This window comes from Mycoplasmoides fastidiosum, assembly GCF_024498275.1.
Classification (GTDB): Bacteria; Bacillota_I; Bacilli_A; order Mycoplasmatales; family Mycoplasmoidaceae; genus Mycoplasma_N; species Mycoplasma_N fastidiosum.
Map to the genome: position 1 here is coordinate 1,013,390 of NZ_CP101809.1, position 20,570 is coordinate 1,033,959.

Annotated in this window: 12 protein-coding genes; 10 read left to right on the forward strand and 2 right to left on the reverse strand. The window is 30.5% G+C overall.

Annotated elements, in window-relative coordinates; translation table 4 throughout:
- Nucleotides 1-195 precede the first annotated feature (195 nt).
- The 7 genes from NPA10_RS03525 (at nucleotide 196) to NPA10_RS03555 (ending at nucleotide 14,420) form a co-directional block, all read left to right on the forward strand.
- The gene (locus NPA10_RS03525) at nucleotides 196-2,322 is read left to right on the forward strand and encodes a hypothetical protein (RefSeq protein ID WP_256547331.1); all 2,127 of its coding nucleotides are present in this window, start codon (nucleotides 196-198) and stop codon (nucleotides 2,320-2,322) included.
- 252 nt (nucleotides 2,323-2,574) lie between these two features.
- A complete protein-coding gene (locus NPA10_RS03530; RefSeq protein WP_256547332.1) occupies nucleotides 2,575-4,692 on the forward strand; it encodes a hypothetical protein in 2,118 nt (705 codons plus the stop codon).
- Nucleotides 4,693-4,930: 238 nt separating this feature from the next.
- Nucleotides 4,931-7,129 (forward strand): hypothetical protein, encoded by a 2,199-nt coding sequence (locus tag NPA10_RS03535; RefSeq protein WP_256547333.1) that lies wholly within the window; start codon nucleotides 4,931-4,933, stop codon nucleotides 7,127-7,129.
- Between the two features lie 247 nt (nucleotides 7,130-7,376).
- Nucleotides 7,377-8,138, forward strand: coding sequence for a hypothetical protein (locus NPA10_RS03540; RefSeq protein ID WP_256547334.1), 762 nt, complete (start codon nucleotides 7,377-7,379; stop codon nucleotides 8,136-8,138).
- The gene (locus tag NPA10_RS03545) at nucleotides 8,026-9,513 is read left to right on the forward strand and encodes a hypothetical protein (protein WP_256547335.1); all 1,488 of its coding nucleotides are present in this window, start codon (nucleotides 8,026-8,028) and stop codon (nucleotides 9,511-9,513) included. The genes NPA10_RS03540 and NPA10_RS03545 overlap by 113 nt, the downstream gene beginning before the upstream one ends.
- Before the next feature lie 227 nt (nucleotides 9,514-9,740).
- On the forward strand, nucleotides 9,741-11,954 hold the full coding sequence (locus NPA10_RS03550; protein ID WP_256547336.1) for a hypothetical protein: 2,214 nt from the start codon (nucleotides 9,741-9,743) through the stop codon (nucleotides 11,952-11,954).
- A 234-nt stretch (nucleotides 11,955-12,188) separates the two neighbouring features.
- Nucleotides 12,189-14,420, forward strand: coding sequence for a hypothetical protein (locus tag NPA10_RS03555; protein ID WP_256547337.1), 2,232 nt, complete (start codon nucleotides 12,189-12,191; stop codon nucleotides 14,418-14,420).
- Nucleotides 14,421-14,500: 80 nt separating this feature from the next.
- Here the strand turns inward: NPA10_RS03555 and NPA10_RS03560 are convergent, their stop codons facing one another.
- Nucleotides 14,501-15,046 carry a hypothetical protein gene (locus NPA10_RS03560; RefSeq protein WP_256547338.1) on the reverse strand — a complete coding sequence of 182 codons (546 nt, stop codon included), beginning with the start codon at nucleotides 15,044-15,046 and terminating at the stop codon, nucleotides 14,501-14,503.
- A 359-nt stretch (nucleotides 15,047-15,405) separates the two neighbouring features.
- Between NPA10_RS03560 and NPA10_RS03565 the strand changes: the two genes are divergently transcribed.
- The 3 genes from NPA10_RS03565 (at nucleotide 15,406) to NPA10_RS03575 (ending at nucleotide 19,880) form a co-directional block, all read left to right on the forward strand.
- Entirely contained in the window at nucleotides 15,406-15,936 is a 531-nt protein-coding gene (locus NPA10_RS03565) for a hypothetical protein (protein WP_256547339.1), read from the forward strand.
- 5 nt (nucleotides 15,937-15,941) lie between these two features.
- Nucleotides 15,942-17,483, forward strand: coding sequence for a hypothetical protein (locus NPA10_RS03570; protein WP_256547340.1), 1,542 nt, complete (start codon nucleotides 15,942-15,944; stop codon nucleotides 17,481-17,483).
- A gap of 222 nt (nucleotides 17,484-17,705) precedes the next feature.
- On the forward strand, nucleotides 17,706-19,880 hold the full coding sequence (locus tag NPA10_RS03575) for a hypothetical protein (RefSeq protein WP_256547341.1): 2,175 nt from the start codon (nucleotides 17,706-17,708) through the stop codon (nucleotides 19,878-19,880).
- Nucleotides 19,881-19,955: 75 nt separating this feature from the next.
- Here the strand turns inward: NPA10_RS03575 and NPA10_RS03580 are convergent, their stop codons facing one another.
- Nucleotides 19,956-20,489: a hypothetical protein gene (locus NPA10_RS03580; RefSeq protein ID WP_256547342.1), complete on the reverse strand. Its 534-nt coding sequence runs from the start codon at nucleotides 20,487-20,489 to the stop codon at nucleotides 19,956-19,958.
- Nucleotides 20,490-20,570: the final 81 nt, after the last annotated feature.

Consider the following 20,570-nt stretch of genomic DNA (forward strand, 5'->3'; position numbering starts at 1 on the left):
CAAAAAGTTTGGTTGGTTTTTTTATATTCTTGAGAATTTATTAAAGTAATTTTTCAAAAAATTATCCCCATATTTTTATTGACTGTGTGACTAAAAAAAAAAAAAAAAAGCCCTTGGCTAAAATTGATACCGTTCAAGCCCCAAAAGGGGTGGAACATATAAAATATTTTTAAAGAAATAAGGACTTTTGTCTTCATGAAAAAATTCAATTTATTGAAGAAAAATAAGCTTTGATTGGCCAGTTTAGGTCTTGCTACAACGGGTAGTTTGGTTTTAGCAGCTTGTGCTAGTAATAACACTACCCCATCTAATAATAGCAATAACACTAACAATAATTCTGGACAATCCAATCAAAATAACACAGATGAAACAACCAATAACCAAACCCCTGAACCAAGTACGCCTACAGTACCTCAAGCAACCGAAACCCAATTAGCAGCGGCTAGAACTTTGCTACAAAATGAACAAATTAAAACTGTTCTAACGAATAACAAAAATTTTGCTCTAGCTAAAATTGAAGCTAATTTATTAACTGTGAATGAAGTTGGTACTTTCAGCCAAGAAACTGTTAAAGATGCTAAAGCTGCACTTGGAGAAACTAATGCTGCAGTTGTGAGTGATGTTAGTGGTACCAATGCACAAAATGCATCAGTCATGGCTTTAATTAACACTTTAGAATCACAATTAAAAGCAGCTGAAACTAAAGCAACAGTTGTACCAGCTGATAAAAAAGACCAATTTAACGCAGCTGTAAGTGCAGTTAAAACTCAAGCAACCAATTTATTAACCAAATTGAATGCATTACCAACAACAGCCAGTGCGGAAACTAATGTGTTAAATGCTGCGAAAAAGGGTTTTGAAGAAGCTTTAAAAACTTACTCAACAGCAACTGCAGCAACATTAACTACCACTTGAACTGCTTTGAAAAAAGCCCACGAAGAATATCAAGCAAAATTAAATGAAGTAACCCCCAAATTAATTGATGCGCAAAAAAGTGGGTTTGATTTAGACCAAGCAACTTCTGAATTAGAAACATTTATTAACACCGATGTCGCTACTTTTCTATCAGATGCAACTGATGGATCTAAACACTCTTCTGTTTTAAATGCTTTAGTTGCTAAAGTCCGCACTAGTGTTTTAGGAACCCCAGGTTATGATTTATGAGTAGCGGGTGATGCGCCTAAAGGAATTGAAACTGGTGATAATAAAAAACCAAGTACCCAACTGTATGCGATTGTCGTTGGTTTAGCCAATCAAACTGCAGCTTGGAATAGTTTAAATGATGCTGTTAAAACTTTAACTTTTAATCAAAATTTATCCTTAGATGTTGCTAGTGCTGTAAATGTGTTAGCTTTACATTTAACCATTCCAGTTCCGGTTGATGTTTCGCGTTTAAATGCTTATTTAACTTTAGATCAATCTAATGTGGTTAAAATTTTACACGCTACTGACACAAACATTGCCACAACTTTAGAAACTCTTGCTAAAGGTGTTAATCAATATGCAACTCTTTTATCAGGAACTGGAACAGATACTTTAGTTCAAAAATTAACAACTTTAGAAACTGCTGTTACTGATGATGCTCGAAAAGCAAAAGTAACCGCTTTAAAAACAGCCGCTGAAGGATTGGTAACTAAATTTGCTACTTTTAAAACTGAATGAGACAAATTACAACCAACATTGTGAACCACAACTGGTACTACAACTACTTATCCATTATTAGAATCTGCAGCAAATTTAAATCAATTAATTGGTTTAGCTAATCATTATGATGATGTCTTACAAGTGGTTGGTCAAGCCCAAAGTTTACGCGCTTTAGTAACACAAATTACCACTGCTGTTAAAGCTGTTCCATCAGACATGTCCCAAGCAACCCAACAAGCTCCATTAATGCATGCTTTGCAACAAATCATTACTGATGTGAGTGCAACTAGTGATAATTCATTTGGTAAGGCATTAACTGAATTTGCCACAGAAACCGGTTGAACCGGAACCAACAAAACTAGTGCAGAAGCATTGGCTAAATCAACTACAGCTGATAGCACAACAACAAAAACTGGATTGATTTACACTGATTTAGTTGAAGGTGTTGCCGCAACAACGGGTGACAGTGCTACTCCAGCCAAACTTTCATTTACTCAATTAAAAACTGAATTGGAAAAATTACAGACTGGTACAAATAAAAAACTAGAAGAAGTGTTGGGCTTGTTAAACCAACAACTAAAACCAAGTGATGGTAGTCAAACAACTCGATTAAACAATCATTTAGCTGCCATGTTTAATAATGGTGATGTTTTACCCAAATCAGAAATGCACAATTAATTCAACAAATATCCAACCACTGCAAAAACATTTAAACAAATTTAAAACAGATTACATCAAATGTAATCTGTTTTTTTTATTAAATTCGAACTAAATCAATATCGTATTATAATTTTCCTGTTAAAAAAATAATCATCTATTTTTTAATCAAATTAATAATTAAAAAATTACGTAATTAAAATTAACTATATTGAAATCAAAATGAATTTAATATAAAAAATTATTTTCAGAAAAATGAGGATTTTCATCTTAATGAGAAAATGAAATTTATTCAAAAAGAATAAACTATGATTAACTGGTTTTGGTTTGGCCACAATAAGCAGTTTAATTCTTGCTGCTTGTAGCACTACTGATGTAACACCACCAAATAATAGTAATAATAACTCTGAACAACCTAATTCAGCAAACACAGAAGGCTTGAATAATAATCAAACCCCTGAAACAGTAACTCCTATAATTCCTCAAGCCACTGAAAACCAATTAGCAGCAGCAAAACTTTTGCTACAAAGTTCACAAATTAAAACTGTTTTAGCCAATAATAAAAATACTGCTTTAACAGATATTAAAGCTCATTTATTAACTGTAAATGAAGTGGGGAGATTTAGTCAAGATACTGTAAAAGATGCTAAAGCCGCACTTGGGGGTTTAACTGATGTTGCTATTACTGGAATAGATCAAGATAAAGCTGATGCAGCTTCAGTCATAAGTTTAGTTAACACTTTAGAAGCCCAATTAAAAGTAGTTGAAAATAATCCAGCAATTGTACCAACTAATAAAAAAAATCAATTTAGTACTGCTGTTAATGAGGTGAAAGTTCAAGCAACTAATTTATTAGCTAAATTAAATGCTTTACCAGCACAAATCAGTGTTGATAATAATCTTTTAGATCAAACCAAAAGAACATTTGAAGCTGCTTTAAAAACTTATGTAGAAGCAAATGCAACAACATTAAATACCGCTTGAACTGGTTTGCAAAAAGCCCATGAAGATTATCAAGCTAAATTAAATGAAATTACTCCCAAATTGATCGAAGCCCAAAAAAGTGGCTTTGATTTAGATCAAGCAACTTCAGAATTAGAAAAATACATCAACACTGATGTAGCTACTTTTTTATCAGATACAACTAATGGGACAAATCATTCCCTTGTTTTAAACGCCTTAGTAACTAAAGTGCGAATTAATGTTTTAGGTACTGCTGGTTATAACTTGTGAGCAGAAGGAGATGCACCTAAAGGAATTCCAACCGGCACTAATAAAAAACCAAGTACGCAACTTTATGCAATTGTGGTTGGTTTAGCAAATCAAACTGCCGCTTGAAATCATTTAAGTGAGGCAATCAAAACATTGACTTTTAACCACAATTTAATTTTAGGAACCACTAGTGCTGTTAATGTTTTAGCATTACATTTAGCAACTCCAGTTCCAGTAGATGTTGCTCGACTAAATGCTTATTTAATTGTTGCTGATGCTAATGTTGTTAAAATTTTAACTGAGGGCACTGATAGTATTGCCAAAGTTTTAGAAACAATTGCCAAAGGGATTAGTCAATATGAAGTTCTTTTATCTGAAGAAGGAAAAGATAGTTTAGTGCAAAAATTAACCGTTTTAGAAAATAAGGTGGAAGATACTCAACGCAAGAAAAAAGTAACTGATTTAAAAACGGCAACTCAAGAATTAGTAACTAAATTTGCTACTTTTAAAAAGGAGTGAAATAAATTACAACCTTTATTATGAACCACAAGTGGTACTAAAATAACTTATCCATTATTAGATAATGCCACTAATTTGAACCAATTAATTGGTTTAGCTAATCACTATGATGATGTCTTACAAGTTGTTGGTCAAGCCCAAAGTTTAAAAACATTGATAACTCAAATTACTACCGCAGTAAAACCTATTCCCGCAGATACAACTAACTCAATCAAAGAAGCCCCATTGATTGCATCATTAACTGGAATGGTTGCTAATATTAATAGTTTGACTCAAGGATTTGGTAAAGCATTGAATGATTTTATTGCTGAAACCGCATGAACTAGTGAAAATAGAACCACTGTAGAAGCGCTTGCTAAATCCACAACTACTGGAAAAACAACAACCAAAACTGGTTTAATTTACACTGATTTAGTAGAAGGCGTCGCTGCACAAACTACTGGGGACATCCAAACACCTACTAAATTATCCCTTAAACATTTAAAAATTGAACTAGAAAAATTACAAGATACAACTGGTAGAAAATTGCATGATTTATTAGGGCTATTAAACAAACAACTACAACCAAGTGGAAGTAGTCAAACTGCTCGTTTAAATAATCATTTAGCTGCAATTTTTAATAATGGTAATGTTCTACCTGAATCAGAAGTGCATAATTAATAAACAAGTAATTTTTTTAGACAATACTATAAAAACAAAACAGATCACATTGAATGTGATCCGTTTTTTGTTTTATTAAATTTACAAGTGAGAAAATATCATATTATAATTCCCCTGTTGTGAAAAATGATTGTTCCGTTTTCAAATCAAATTTGCAATCAGAAAATCACTTATTAATATTAATTACATAAAAAATAACACCGAAAATTATTTTTTAAAAAAGAGGGCTTTTACCTTAATGCAAAAATTAAATTTATTCAAAAAGAATAAACTATGGTTAGCTAGTTTAAGCATTACTACAATGAGTAGTTTAGTGCTGGCGGCTTGTGGAGCCACTGATCTAACATCGCAAAATAATAATACCAACAATAATTCTGAGCAATCTCATTCAAATAATTCAGAAGATGCAAATAGTAATCAAACAGCTCCTAAACCAAATCCTGATTCTAATCATAACGAAGCGAATCAAAATTCAAACAATGATCAAACTGGTTCTAAACCAAATCATCTTATAATTCCTCAGGCCACTAAAAACCAATTAGCAACAGCAAAAATTTTGTTACAAACCCCAGAAATTAAAACTGTTTTAAACAATAATAAAAAAGCTGCTTCAGCAACTATTACAGCTAATTTATTAACTCTTAATAAAATTGGTACATTCAGTCAGGATACTGTTAAAGATGCTAAGACTGCTCTTGGTATTTCAACTAACCCATCTATTGATGAAGTAGACCAAACAAAGGTTGAAGCAGCATCAGTCATGAGTCTAATCCATACTTTAGAAGCTCAACTAAAAACAGCTGAAAATGATTCAAATATTGTACCTAATGATAAAAAAGATCAGTTTGGTACTGCTGTTAATAAAGTGAAAATTCAAGCAAGCAATTTATTAACCAAATTAAATGCTTTGCCAACAAAATTAAGTGAAAATGCTAATTTTTTAAATAATGCTAGAGAAGCATTTGAAGCTGCTTTGACAACTTATAAAGCAGCGGATACAACAACATTAAGCACCGCTTGAGTTGGTTTGAAAAAAGCTCATGCAAATTATCAAACTCAACTAAATGAAATTACTCCTAAACTAATTAGCGCTCAAAAAAGTGGCTTTGAATTAGATCAGGCAACTTCAGAATTAGAAAAATACATTAATACCAATGTAGCCACCTTCTTATCTAACACTAATAATGGTACTAAGCATTCACTTGTTCTGAATACTTTAGTAACCAAAGTGCGGACTAGTGTTCTAGGGACTATTGGTTATGATTTATGACCTGAAGGAAATGCCCCAGCCGGAATTCCCACCGGTAATAACAAAAAATCAAGTACCCAACTTTATGCGATTGTCGTTGGTTTAGCTCATCAAACTGCAGCTTGAAATAATTTAAATCAAGCAATGAAAATTTTAACTTTCAATCAAAGTTTGATTTTAGAAGCTGTTAGTGCTGTTAATGTTTTTGCTTTACACATCGATGCAACTGTTCCATTAGATGTGGCACGATTAAATGCATATTTAGTTGTTGATGGTGCTAATGCTGTTAAAATTTTGACTGATAATGAAACAAATAACAGTATTGCCAAAACTTTAACAACTATTGCTAAAGGTATTGATCATTTCGATACACTTTTAGCAGAAACTGGAACCAATAGTTTAATTCATAAATTATCCGATTTAGAAAGTAAGGTTAGCGATGGAAATCGTAAGAAAAAAGTGACTGATTTAAAAACAGCCACCCAAAAATTACAAACTAAATTTGCTACTTTTAAAGATGAATGAAATAAATTGCAACCTTTATTGTGAACAACAACTGGTACTACAACTACTTATCCATTATTAGATGCTGCTAATAAGCTTAATCAATTAATTGGTTTAGCCAATCACTACAGCGATGTTTTACAAGTTGTTGGCCAAGCACAAAGTTTACAAACATTAGTAAATCAAATTACCATCGCAGTAAATATTATTCCAAGCAATCAACTCGATAACCCACAAGAAACTACATTGGCAACGATATTAGATGAGATTGTTGCTGATAATAATTCTATTATAGATAACAGTTTTGGTAAAGCATTAGATGATTTTGCCACAGAATCTGGATGAACTGATGAAAATAAAACCGCTGCAGAAGCGCTTGCTAAATCAATGACCAGCAGCGATTCAAAAACAATAAGAACTGGTTTAATTTATACTGATTTAGTTGGTGGTGCAACACAAAATAGTGCAAATGATGAATCATCTAAAAAATTGACATTCGAAAATTTAAGTTATAACTTAAGTAATTTAGAAAACGAAACAGATAAAAAACTACACGATTTATTAGAATTATTAAACAAACAATTGCAACCAAGTGATGGGAGTCAAACTAGTCGATTAAATAACCACTTAGCTGCAATTTTTAATAATGGTAATGTTCTGCCTGAATCAGAAGTGCATAATTAATTCAACAAATAATTTTTGAATAAAAATATATATAAAACAAAAAACAGATCGCATTAAATGTGATCTGTTTTTTGTTTTATTAAATTTACAAGTGAGAAAATATCATATTATAATTCCCCTGTTGTGAAAAATGATTGTTCCGTTTTCAAATCAAAGTTTCAATCAGAAAATCACTTATTAAAATTAATTATATATTTCGAAAAATAACATCAAAAATTATTTTTCAAAAAAGAGAGCTTTTACTTTAATGAAAAAATTAAATTTATTCAAAAAGAATAAACTATGGTTAGCTGGTTTAGGCATTGCCACGATGAGTAGTTTAGTGTTAGGTGCTTGTGGAACGAATGATATAACACCTTCAAATAATAGCAACAGTATTAATAATAATTCTGAACAACACAACCCAGATAATTCAGAAGGTGCAAACAGTAGTAAAAATACTTCTGAACCAAATATTCCTATAATTCCCCAAGCAACTGAAAACCAATTAGCTGCAGCAAAAATTTTGTTACAAACTCCAACAATTAAAACTGTTTTGAACAATAACAAAAGTGCTGCTTGAGCAACTATTACAGCTAATTTATTAACCGTCAATGAAGTGGGTATTTTCAGTCAAGATACTGTTAAAGATGCTAAGACTGCTCTTGGTGTTTTAACCAGCACAGCTCTCACTGAAGTGGATCAATCAAAAGCAGAAGCAGCTTCAGTCATGACTTTAATTAATACTCTAGAAACTCAACTAAAAACAGCCGAAAATGATCCAACAATTGTGCCTAACAATAAAAAAGACCAATTTCGTGCTGCAGTTAATGAGGTAAAAGTTCAAACAAACAATTTATTAGCTAAATTAAACGCTTTACCGACAAAAGTGGGTAAGGGTATTAATCTCTTAGATGATGTTAAAAAAAACATTTGAAACTGCTTTAGCAGCTTATACAGCAGCCAATTCGACAACATTAAATACCACTTGAGTTACTTTGAAAAAAGCTCATGAAAATTATCAAAATAAGTTAAATGAAATCACTCCTAAATTAATTGATGCCCAAAAAACTGGATTTGATTTAGACCAAGCAACTTCAGAATTAGAAAAATACATCAATACCGATGTAGCTACTTTTTTATCAGATGCAGCTAATGGCACTAAGCATTCGCTTGTGTTAAATGCCTTAGTAACTAAAGTACGCACCAATGTTTTGGGTACTATTGGTTCTGATTTATGAACAGAAGATAATGCACCAGCCGGCATTCCAACGGGCGATAATAAAAAACCAAGTACTCAACTTTATGCCATTGTCGTTGGTTTAGCTCATCAAACTGCAGCTTGAAATAATTTGAAAAATGCAATTAAAATTTTAACCTTTAATCAGAGTTTGATTTTAGAAGCTGTTAATGCTGTTAATGTCTTTGCTTTACACCTAACAACTCTAGTTCCACTTGATGTAGCTCGATTAAATGCTTACTTAATTGTTCCTAGTGCTAATGTCGTTAAAATTTTGACTGAAAATCAAAACTATGATAGTATTGCTAAAACTTTAGAAAATCTTAGCAAAGGTATTGATCATTTCGATAAATTTTTAGCAAAAACTGGAACGGATAGTTTATTGCAAAAATTATCCGATTTAGAAAATAAAGTTAGCGATGAACCTCGTAAGAAAAAAGTAACTGATCTAAAAGTTGAAACTGAAAAATTAATTACTAAATTTGATGCATTTAAAGTAAAGTGAGAGAAATTACGGCCCTTATTATGGACAAAAAATGATACCACAATTACTTACCCATTATTAGATGCTGCCACTAATCTTAACCAGTTAATTGGCTTAGCCAATCACTACGGTGATGTTTTACAGGTTGTCGGTCAAGCCCAAAGTTTACAAACATTAGTAACTCAAATTACGACTGCAACAAAAATTATTCCAAATAATCCATCCCAGAAAACTCAAGAAACCTCATTAGCAACAATATTGGGAAAAATTGTTAGTGACATTCATTCGCTAGTTACTGGTTTTGGTAAAGCGTTAAATAATTTTGCCACAGAATCTGGATGAACCGGTGAAAATAAAACTAAAGCAGAAGCCCTTGCTAAATTAACGACCAGCAGTAGTTCAAAAACAATAAAAACTGGTTTAATTTATACTGATTTAGTGGGTGGTGCAACACAAACTGATGGAACCAATCAACCATCTGATAAATTGTTGTTTAGCACTTTAAGTTATAATTTAAGTAATTTAGAAGATGTAACTGATAAAAAATTACACGATTTACTAGAATTATTAAACAAACAGTTGAAGCCAAGTGATGGTAGTCAAACTAATCGATTAAATAATCACTTAGCTGCAATTTTCAATAATGGTGATGTTTTATCTGAAACCGAAATTCATAACTAATAAATTTTTCAATTAACTTTAAAGATTAAAAAAACAGATCGCTTTTAGTGATCTGTTTTTTTGTTTTAATCAGATAGACAAACCATTTGTTAAAATACTAATTGAATTATTTTTTAAAAACTATTTCAATCATTTTAAAAAGAAAAAGACAAAAAATTAATTTAATTAAACAATATACGGATTCATGGAATCGTTGATAACCTAAAAAAGGATCTATCCTTAATTTAATGAAGAAATTCAAATTTCTACACAGAAAAAATTTTTGATTAGCCAGTTTTGGCTGAACTATAACTAGCAGTTTAGTTTTAGCTGCTTGCGCACATAATCCTGTTGTTGATTCTCAACAAACTAAACCGAATAATTCAGAAGCAATGAATAATTCTGCCAATCCCGAACCAACTAAACCCGATCAGTCTAATCAGAATAATTTAGACATAATAAATAAAACTGAAGATGCATCAAAACCTGGATCTGATCAATCAAATAATGATGTTATTCCCCCTAGTTCTGACACATCTCAGATTTCAGCAATAACTCAAGCAACTCAACAACAAATAGTAGATGCTAAAAGATTGCTGCAACAGGCTGAAATTAAAACTGTTTTAAACAATAATAAAGAAGTAGCAAGTAAAAAAATTAAAGCCAATATTTTAACTGTAACCAAAATTGGTAAATTCAGCCAAGAAACTGTTGCTAATTCCAAGCAAGCTTTGGGAACTACAAGTGATGCAATCATCACAACTATTGATGGCAATAATGAAAAAAATCAATCAGTTGCAGCATTAGTCAAAACTTTAGAATCACAATTAAATGCCCCTACAACAACTGTACAAATTGTGCCAACAGATAAAAAAACAGATTTTAGTAAGGCGATTAACGATATAAAAATACACGCAAATAATTTATTGTCTAAATTAAACGATTTACCTGCAACAGTAACTACAGATACTAATATTTTTCATGTAGCAAAAACTACATTTGAATCTGCTTTAGATAGTTATAGCTCTGCAACTACAACAGAAAATTTACAAACTGCTTGATTAAATTTGAAAAAAGCTCAAGATGATTTTCAAGCAAAATTAAATGAAGCAGCTCCTAAATTAGTTGCTATTCAAAAAGCCGCACTTGAGCTTGATAAAACAACTTCTTGATTAGAAAGTTTTATTAATACAGATGTAGCTAATTTTTTATCCAACACAACAAATGGAAGCCAAAATTCTAAGATCTTAAATGCTTTAGTTGCTAAAGTGCGTACAAATGTTTTAGGGACATTAGGACATGATTTATGAGCTACAGATGATGCCCCACCGGGTGCTGAAAGTGATACTCAACCAAGTACACAACTCTATGCTATTGTGGTTGGCTTAGCTAATCAAACTACAGCATGAAATAATTTAGAACACGAAATAAAATCTTTAACTTTCAATCAAAATTTGTTGCTTGGTGTTGAAAGTGCAATTAATATTTTTGCCCAGCATTTAGAAACTTTAGTTCCTGTTGATGTTGCGCGGTTAAATGCTTATTTAATCTTTGATCAATCCAATCTTTTAAAAATATTGCATTCACAATCTTCAATTAATACTATTGAAATTTTAGAAAAAATTGCTAAAGGTGTGAATCAGTATGCAACTCTTTTAGGTAGTTCAGAAGAAGAAACTTTAGTTAAGAAATTAACCACTTTAGCAGCTAAGGTTAGTGATGCTAGTCGTCAAACTAAAGTCAATACATTAAAAACAGCAGCCGAAGGATTGGTGACTAAATTTACTGCTTTTAAAACCGAATGAGATAAATTACAAGACTCATTATGAATTATGAATCAATCTCAAATTAAATTTCCATTGCTAGAAGGTGCTGTTAATTTAAATCGATTAATTGGATTAGCCAATAATTATGGTGATGTTTTACAAGCACTAGGACAAGCTTTAAGTTTAAGAGCAATAGGTAATAAAATTGTAGATGCAGTATCTCCCACTTTATCATCAACATCTCAAGAAGAGCAATCACCACTAATAAAATCTTTACAAGCAATCATTACTGAAATAAAAAATACAGCAGATAATTCCTTCGGAAAAGCACTTGATGAATTTGCTAAAGAAACCCAATGAACAGAAACTAATAAATCTGAAGCTGAAGCCATTGCACATTCAAATACCACTTCAACTCCAGCCAATACTGGTTTGATTTATACTGATTTAGTTGAAGGCACTATGGCCACAACAGGTACGCCTTCAACTCCTGCTAAACTTTCGTTTGAACAATTAAAAACTGAATTAGAAAAATTGCAAGACGTAGGTAATAAGCCATTATATTATTTTTTAGGTTTATTAGGTCAGCAATTACAACCAAGTGATGGTAGTCAAACAGCTCGTTTAACTAATCATTTGGCTGAAATGTTCAATAATGGTAATATTCTTCCTGAGACTCAAATACATAATTCATAAAAAATTTTGAATTATTCTTTCATAAAAAAACAGGTCACAGAAAGTGATCTGTTTTTTTATTTTTTATAAACAATGAAACCTTTTATTAAAAATAGAATTAAATTTACTTTTAACAATTTTTTCACATTAATTTTTTTAAACTTCAAAAAATCTTAATTACAATTAATCCTAAACTAATAAAATTATGGATTCGTTGAATCGTTGATAAGCTAAAAAAAGAATATTTTTTATTTCATGAAGAAATTAAATTTTCTACATAGAAAAAAATTTGGATTAACCGGTTTTAGTGTAGCTACCACTAGTAGTATTGTTTTAGCTGCATGTGCAAATAATGCTGCTGTTGCACAAAATAATAATACTGGTAATAACTCCAATCAACCCAATCAAAATGATGCAAACGGAATTAATAATTCCAATAACTCGGCAAATTCTGAACCGAATGCCCCTAATCAATCTGATCAAAATAATTTAGACAAAACTAAAAAATCAGATAATTTAGTTGATCAAATTAATATGAATAGCAGTAACAGTTCAAATAATGCATCAACCACTAACCCACTTCTTAAAGTTCCTCAAGCAACTGTTAATCAAATTGCAGCCACTAAACATTTATTGCAACAAGCTGAAATTAAAACTGTTTTAACAATCGATAAAGAAAAAGCACTTGAAAAAATTAGAGCTAATATTGTAACTGTTAGTGAAGTAGGCAAATTTAGTCAAGAAACAATTGCCACTTCTAAAACTGCTCTAGGAAATGTTTCAGATGAGATAGTAACAACCATTGATGGCACTAGTGAAAAATCTCATTCTGTTATGGCTTTATTAAAAACATTAGAGTCTCAATTAACAACTTCAGCAATTGACACTAGTATTATTCCCGTTACAAAAAAAGATGAATTTTCCCAAACCATTAAAAACGTAAAAAAATATGCTAGTAATTTATTAATTAAATTAAATACATTGCCATCGAGTAAAAGTGCAAATACTACACTTTTAAATACTGCTAAACAAACATTTGAAACTGCTTTAGAAGCTTATGCTAAATCAACTACCCAAGATAATAGTTGAACAACTCTAAAAAACGCTCATGAAAATTATCATAAAAAATTAAAACAAGTCATTCCCCAATTAATTGAAGTTCAAAAAGCAGCGTTTGATGTGGATAAAGCAACTTCTTTACTAGAAACCTTTGTTAATCATGATGTTGCAACCTTTTTATCAGACAAAACAAATGGCACTAAACATTCTCATATTTTAAATGCTTTAGTATCTAAAGTGCGGATTAATGTTTTAGGCACTGCTGGTTATGATTTATGAGCTGAAGATAGTGCTCCCTTTGGTATTGAAGATGACACAAATCCAAGCACTCAACTTTATGCGATTGTTGTCGGATTAGCTGATCAAAATGCTGCTTGAAGCAGTTTAAATAAACAAATGAAGGTTTTAACCTACAATCAAAGTTTATTAATCAATAATGATAGTGCTGTGAATTTTTTAGCCCTACATTTAAACACTTTATTGCCGGTTGATGTTTCGCGTTTAAATGCTTATTTAACCGTAGATGCATCTAATGTTTTAAAAATCTTAAATCCTGTTGATAAAAACGTATCAGAAATTTTAGCAAAAATCGCTAATGGTTCAAATCAATACTCAACTCTTTTAACAGGAGATGGAACAAATACTTTAGTAAAAAAACTAGAAACTTTAGCAACTAAAGTTAGTGATTCTGGTCGTCAAACTAAAGTAAATGCATTAAAAACCGCAGCAGAAAAATTAAAAAATTTATTTACGTCTTTTCAAACCGAATGAGACAAACTACAAAAATTATTATGAATAAAAAATGAGTCCAATAAAATTACATACCCGTTATTAGAAGGTGCAGCTAATTTAAATCGTTTGATTGCATTATCTAATAATTATGGCGACGTATTACAAGTTGTTGCTCAAGGCCAAGCTTTAAGAAAATTAAGTATTGAAATTGCAACAATATTGTACAATCCGCTTGGTAATGATTCACAACCATTAAATAAAAAATCATTAATGTATTTTTTAGAACAAATTATTACCGAAATTAAATCAATGACTGAAGGATCATTTGGCAAAGCATTAAGTGAATTTGCCAGTGAAAATCAGTGAGAAGAAAGTGCTAAATCTGATGCTGAAGCCATTGCTCACTCATCAACTTCAGGTACCACGACTACTAATGTTGGCTTAATTTATGCTGATTTAGTTGAAGGAACCACATCTAGCACAAACCAAGCTGCTAAACTTTCATTTGAACAATTAAAAACTGAATTAGAAAAATTACAAAATAATAGTGGTAATCCTTTGTCTAACTTGTTATCTATATTAAGTTTGCAACTACAACCCAGTGATGGCAGTCAAACCGCACGATTAACTAATCATTTAATTGAAATATTTAATAATGGTAATATTCTGCCCGAAACAGAAATACATGATTTGTAAAAAATAAATAGTTTTTTTCTTATTTGATTTAAAAATCCAGGTCATTTTTTATGACCTAGATTTTTTTTGTTCTTCAAAATTTATTGAATCGGAAAAATATCACGATTATTTTCGATATTGACCTGACTAAATAAAATCCTTTGACTTCCGTCATTTTTAATGAAGTAAAAAGTAAAAAATTGACCTTTTTTAGTTACATCTAACTGATCAAAAACAAAAACTAAAGATGATTCAGCATCGATGTCATGAACTGCTTGAACTGTTGCTGTAGCTGAATAAACAGTAATTGGCTGAAATAAATCATTATTATGCATCGCTTTTACCCGAGTTGCATAAGCAGTCCATTCACCCATTAAACCTTGCACTGGGGAATGATGTAATTGAAACCGAAATTTTCCTTCAGCATTCAATTTATTTTCAGCTATCGCTGCGGGAAATTTTAAAATGCGATCTTCCACATTTGGTTGGGGTTTAATTGCAAAACCTCGATAATCAATATTTCGTTGTCTTTTTTGGGTTTGAACATGATTTCCATTTTGATGGTCTCCACATGCTGCTAACAAACTTGCTGAAAATAAACTCATTGCGCCAAAAGCAAGCACTTTTTTTAAGAATTTAAAAAACATTTTTTCTCACTTATGAATAAATTTATGTTTTTAGTAATTATGAGAACTATTAAAACTTTCTAACTAAAAAATTTAAATGGAATTTTAACAATCTTATTGTATTTCCCATTAAGCATTAACAATCCTCACCTAAATGAAGATTGTTGATTTAAATTAATTCAGAAATTAAAAAAAATCTGATATTTTTATTGTAATCAATGGTTCATATTTACCATCAATATTTTGCACTAAAATTCATTTTGTAATAAATGATTTCTTTTAATAAAGAAATTTTCCAAGGGTAAAATTATATTAATAAATAATTAGTTCTATTTTGAGCTAAATTATCATGCAAAAAGAAAATTAAAGATTTTGTTGTTATGAAAAAAATAGGTTTATTTCGAAAGAATAAGTTGTGATTAGCGGGTTTAGTTTTTGCAATTACTAGCAGTTTAGTACTAGCCGCTTGTGGTGATTTTTGAGGCGAGAATACAGTAAATAAAGATATAACGACTGAAAATAACAAGCCTAATATTGTTCCTAAAATAAAAAGGCCAAGTCCTGATTCTAATGATAGTCCAAAAACAGAATCCAAGAAATCCACTCCTGAAATTAAAAAGAATGATGAAGCTAAAACTAAACCTGAAACTTTGGAGCATAATCAACAAGAAATGCCAAGTCCTGAAGTTATCCCAGCTGAGCCTGTAATTCCTGCTGAACCAGTTGAAACTCCCGAAGTAATAGCCCAAAAAGAACGTGTAATGCAAGCTAAGATGGTTTTACAACGAACCGAAGTAAAAATGGCATTACAACAAAACGAAGAAAGAACTGTTGCAGCTATTAATCAAAACTTAACTGCAGCAACTACTGGTGCAATTAATTTGATCCCCAAGTTGCAAAGGTTTCTTTAACCATTTTGGGCAATTCTAGTGATCAAGCTGCTAATTCGTCAACCGCTTCAATTCATTCTTTAGTCAATTTCTTACAATCTGCAGTGCAAACAGATAAAAATAACCCTCCTGCTAAAAATCAAAAACCAGATCCCAATTATACTCTTAGTTCACTTTTAAATGCAGTCTCTAGTGCAGCAACTACTTTAACCACTCAATTAAATGCTTTAGCTAATCCTACTAGTACTGAATCATTATCAACACTTAAAACCAAACTAGCAGATGCTTTAGTAGCTTATACTAATGCAACTAGTGATAATCAAGAAGCCAAATTACAAGCATTATTAGGTGCTAAAAATAAATATCAACAAGAATTAAGTTCAACTACTCAAAAATATTTAACCGTTGCCAATGCGACTATAACCCTTGATTTTGCAACAATTAAACTCAATGATTTTAGTAGTCAAGAAGGGTTAGTAGTTTTAAATGCTAATGGTCGTTCTCAACAAAATCAAGAAGCGTTAGAGAATCTATTAATTCGTACCCAAGATCAATTTTTGAATCGATCTAACAGCGATCCCCAAAAAAATTTCAACAGTTTATTAAATGATTTAATTAATCAAAATCGAGCTTGAAATCAATTAACAAATGATCTTAAAGTTTTAACTTTAAACAGAAGTTTAACAAACGAGAATCAAGCTGCTTTAAGTTTATTAAATCAGAATGCTGATCAGTTGTTGGCTGAATTAAATGCTAATGTTGATGTTAATAATCCAACTAATTCATCTAGTTTTTCCACATTATTAGCTCAATTAAATCAAACCAATCCTCGTCCAACAGTGCGAAATATTAGCAATCAGACTAATCAGTACCAAACTTTTTTAGGATCAAATGCTTGAAATGACTTAATTCGGGACTTACAAGCCGTTAATCAAATAGAAAATAATGCTTATTTAACAAACCAATTAAAATCTTTTTTCAGTATTAATGGTGAATTCAATCAGAAATTCACTACTTTTTATCAAGAATGGGATAAATTCCAATCATTCATCAACACTCTTCAATCCATCAAAGAACATTATCAGGCTTATCAAACAGCTGAAAGTGTTGCGACATTAAGAAATTTAATTACTTCACCAACTTCAGCTGATCCTGAAATTGCAAAAGGAATGCAAATCTTAAAAGAAATTTTAGGCGATATCAGTACAAGAGTGTTTCCAGTTCAAAAAAATACTTTAAAAAGAGCTTTAGAGCAATTAGTTCTTGTCTTAGCTAACAATAATAATTCTGAAGCTTTAAATCGGCTTTTAGAGGCTTTTGCTAGTGGTAAAATTGAAAATCTAAGAATTTTTATCGGTTCTCAGCCAAGCACCAAAACTAATACAGCTAGAGATTTATTTCAACAAATGCAAACCAAAGTAGAAAATCTAATTAGTTCTGCAGATCAAGAAATCAAAACTCTTACCGAATTATTTAGAAAACACCAAGATAATTCGGTTAACAATCCTCAACCTTCAGTCAATCATTCCTTAGCTGAAGCCTTTAATAACGGAATTGTGAGACAATAATTTCCACGTTTTAAAAAACTATCATCATTACAAAAAAACAGAGCAGTATTAAATGATCTGTTTTTTATTGTTGAAATTTAATAATTAACTGTAAAATTAACTTGAAATTTTCAGTATTATTTCTTTAAAATGAAAAACTTATACGGATAAAAAATATTAGTAATAATTTGTTTTATGTAGTTAATTTAAATATTGTTCTGAACAGAACAATTCTTTAATTTGATGAAAAAAATAAGATGATTTAAAAAAAGTAAATTATGAGTGGTTCAATTGGGATTGGTGAATATTGGCAGCTTAGTTTTAAGTGCTTGTTCAGAACAATTGGCAAACACTGAGTCAATCAATAATAACCAACTCTCAAGCAAGGAGACAAAAGATGGTCGGCCTTTAATTAAAAATCCAGAAACCACTTTAACCAAACCTCCAGTACAATCAGAAGACTCAAAACCTAAACCAGATGTTGATGCTAATTCTGAAATAGGAAAAAATCAAGAACAAGCTCTATATTTTTTTGAAAAACCTTTCAAAGATCTTTCAGATAATAATAAGACTCAAAATCAACCTAATAAAAATAATATCCCATTAATTACAACAAATGCTGAACAATTGGATAGAATAAAACAGATTTTAGCTCAAAGCGAAGTTCAAACAACACTAACAAATAATAAAAAGAAAACTATTGATGAAATTAATAGTCAATTCAATCTTTTAAATACTAAAAGTGTAAGTTTGAGTTCACAGACAATTACAAATGCTCAATCTAGCTTAGGCAAATCTAATGATACAGCTAATAATTCTGCTACCGCTTCAGTTCATGCATTAACAAAATTCTTGCAATCTTCTCTTGTCAAGATTCAAAGCTCTGACACTTCCCAAGAAGATCAAAAATTTTTTAATGATTCTTTCAATGCTTTAACAACCCAAGCAAACCAGTTATCCTCTGAATTAACCAAGTTATCTAGTTCTGCTGATCAAGAAAAATTATTATCATTAAAAGCAGATTTTTCAAAAGTCTTAAAAACATATATTGATTCAAACAATAATCAAGTGCAGAACTTGCGATCTTTAGTAGAAATTAAAGATCAATATCTAATTCATTTAAGAAATTTAACTGAAAAATACGTTAAAATTGCCAATCTTCTAGAAGATCTTAGTTTAAAAGCAATTAAATTAGAAGATCGAGCTAATCATTTGAAATCCGATATTTTCCAATCTAAGGAAAATCAGGAAGCTTTAGATCATTTATTAGATCAATTACAATCCCAACTTTTAGGTAGATCAAGTGATAATATTGATCAAAATTTCAATTATTCTTTTGAGAATTTAGTTCATCAAAATCAAACTTGAAACCAATTAGATTATGAAATAAAAGCATTAACTCTAAACCAAGGCTTATTAAGCAACAATCAAGATGCTTTAATTTTTTTAGCTTTAAATTCTGACAAACTTTTAGACCAATTAAATTTTGCTCCTAATTTAAATCATTCCGCCCAAGTAGCTGGTGTCGCTCCTTTGCTAACCCAATTAAATAAAAATAACACCAGAAATGTTGCAAGAGATATCAAGAATCAAACAAATAAATTCCAAAATCTTTTAACATCTAGCAAATGAACAAGTTTAACATCTAATGGATGAACAAGTTTAATTGGTGATTTGCAAAAAATCAAGCAACTAGAAACCAGAGATTCAAATTTTCTTGGAAGTACAATAAGTAATTTAGAATCAATGATTCAAATTAATAAACAATTTCACGATAAATTTACTAATTTTTATCAAGAATGAAATAAATTTCGTGCCATATTAACTACTCTGCAATCTTTAAAAGATCATTATCAAGTTTTTCAAATCAGAAATACCAAAAACTTACTGCAATATTTTATTGATGGTTCTGATTTAAAAGAAGATTGATCCAAAGACTTTGCTGAAATGGAAAAGATTCTTAAGGATGAACAAGGCGAAGGTGAGGCTAGTTCGATCAAAAATTTTGCTGATATGGAAAAGATTCTCAAAAATATTCAGACTAAAATCTCTAGCACTGAAAAAAATACATTAACAGCATCTTTAAAGCAACTAATTGATAGTTTAAGCAGTAGTAATGAATTTCGAATTTTCGACCAATTCCTAGCCAGCTTCCTTAAAAGCGAAAATCCAAGTGTTAACACTGATGTTGGATCAGATTCCAATGGTTCCATGCAATCTGCTAGTGCTTTATTTGAAAAATTAAAATTAGAAACCAATAATCTCATTACTTCTTCTGAAAAAATAATCGAAGCACTTTTAAAACTATTTGCAAATCAAAATTCATCCTCAACTAAATTATCTCCATCTTCTTCTGTTAATGAATTAGCTAAATTATTTAATAGTGATAAAAAACAACCTGAATCAACTCCAAAATAATTTCTTTCTAAAATCAAAAAAACAACCACTAAAACTTAGTGGTTGTTTTTTTGTGTTTAATAAAATAATTTGCTATTAATTATTTTCAGTTGAATTTTTATTTTGTTTTGGTTTGTGGGCTTTATTAGCTGTAAATTTACGCACTCGATGACAAAAAACAATATCGCTAATAAAAGAAACAAGAGGAAAAATATATTGAAAAATTAAACTGATTAAGGCTAAATTATTCAAATTACTTAGTCTGGTTTCTAGATTCGCTTGAAAATCAGGAGTATTCATTAATTTAGCGCTGTTTAAATATAAAAAAATAGCAATAATTAAATTAGCAAAAAGCGCAATACCAATAACAAACAAGACAAAAACCTGGCCCGAGTTTTGATTTGCAATTAATGCAGGATTAGATAATCATCCAGTAATATTAAGATCGCTCAATCCAGCAATACCTTGACCAGGAACACCAAGTTGCAAAGCAGCAGAAACAGCAATTCCTACTGAAATAATAACAAAAAGAAGTCCTAAACTATGCAACACAAGTTTAACAATAATTCAAGTTTTCACTTTTTGCAATAATAAATTGGTCTCTGGCTGAAAATTATAAGTTTCGTTCATATATGAACCTCCCGAAAATTATGTTTTTAATTATATTTTAAAAATTGTTTTTTCGGTTAATTATCTAAATATGAAAATAAA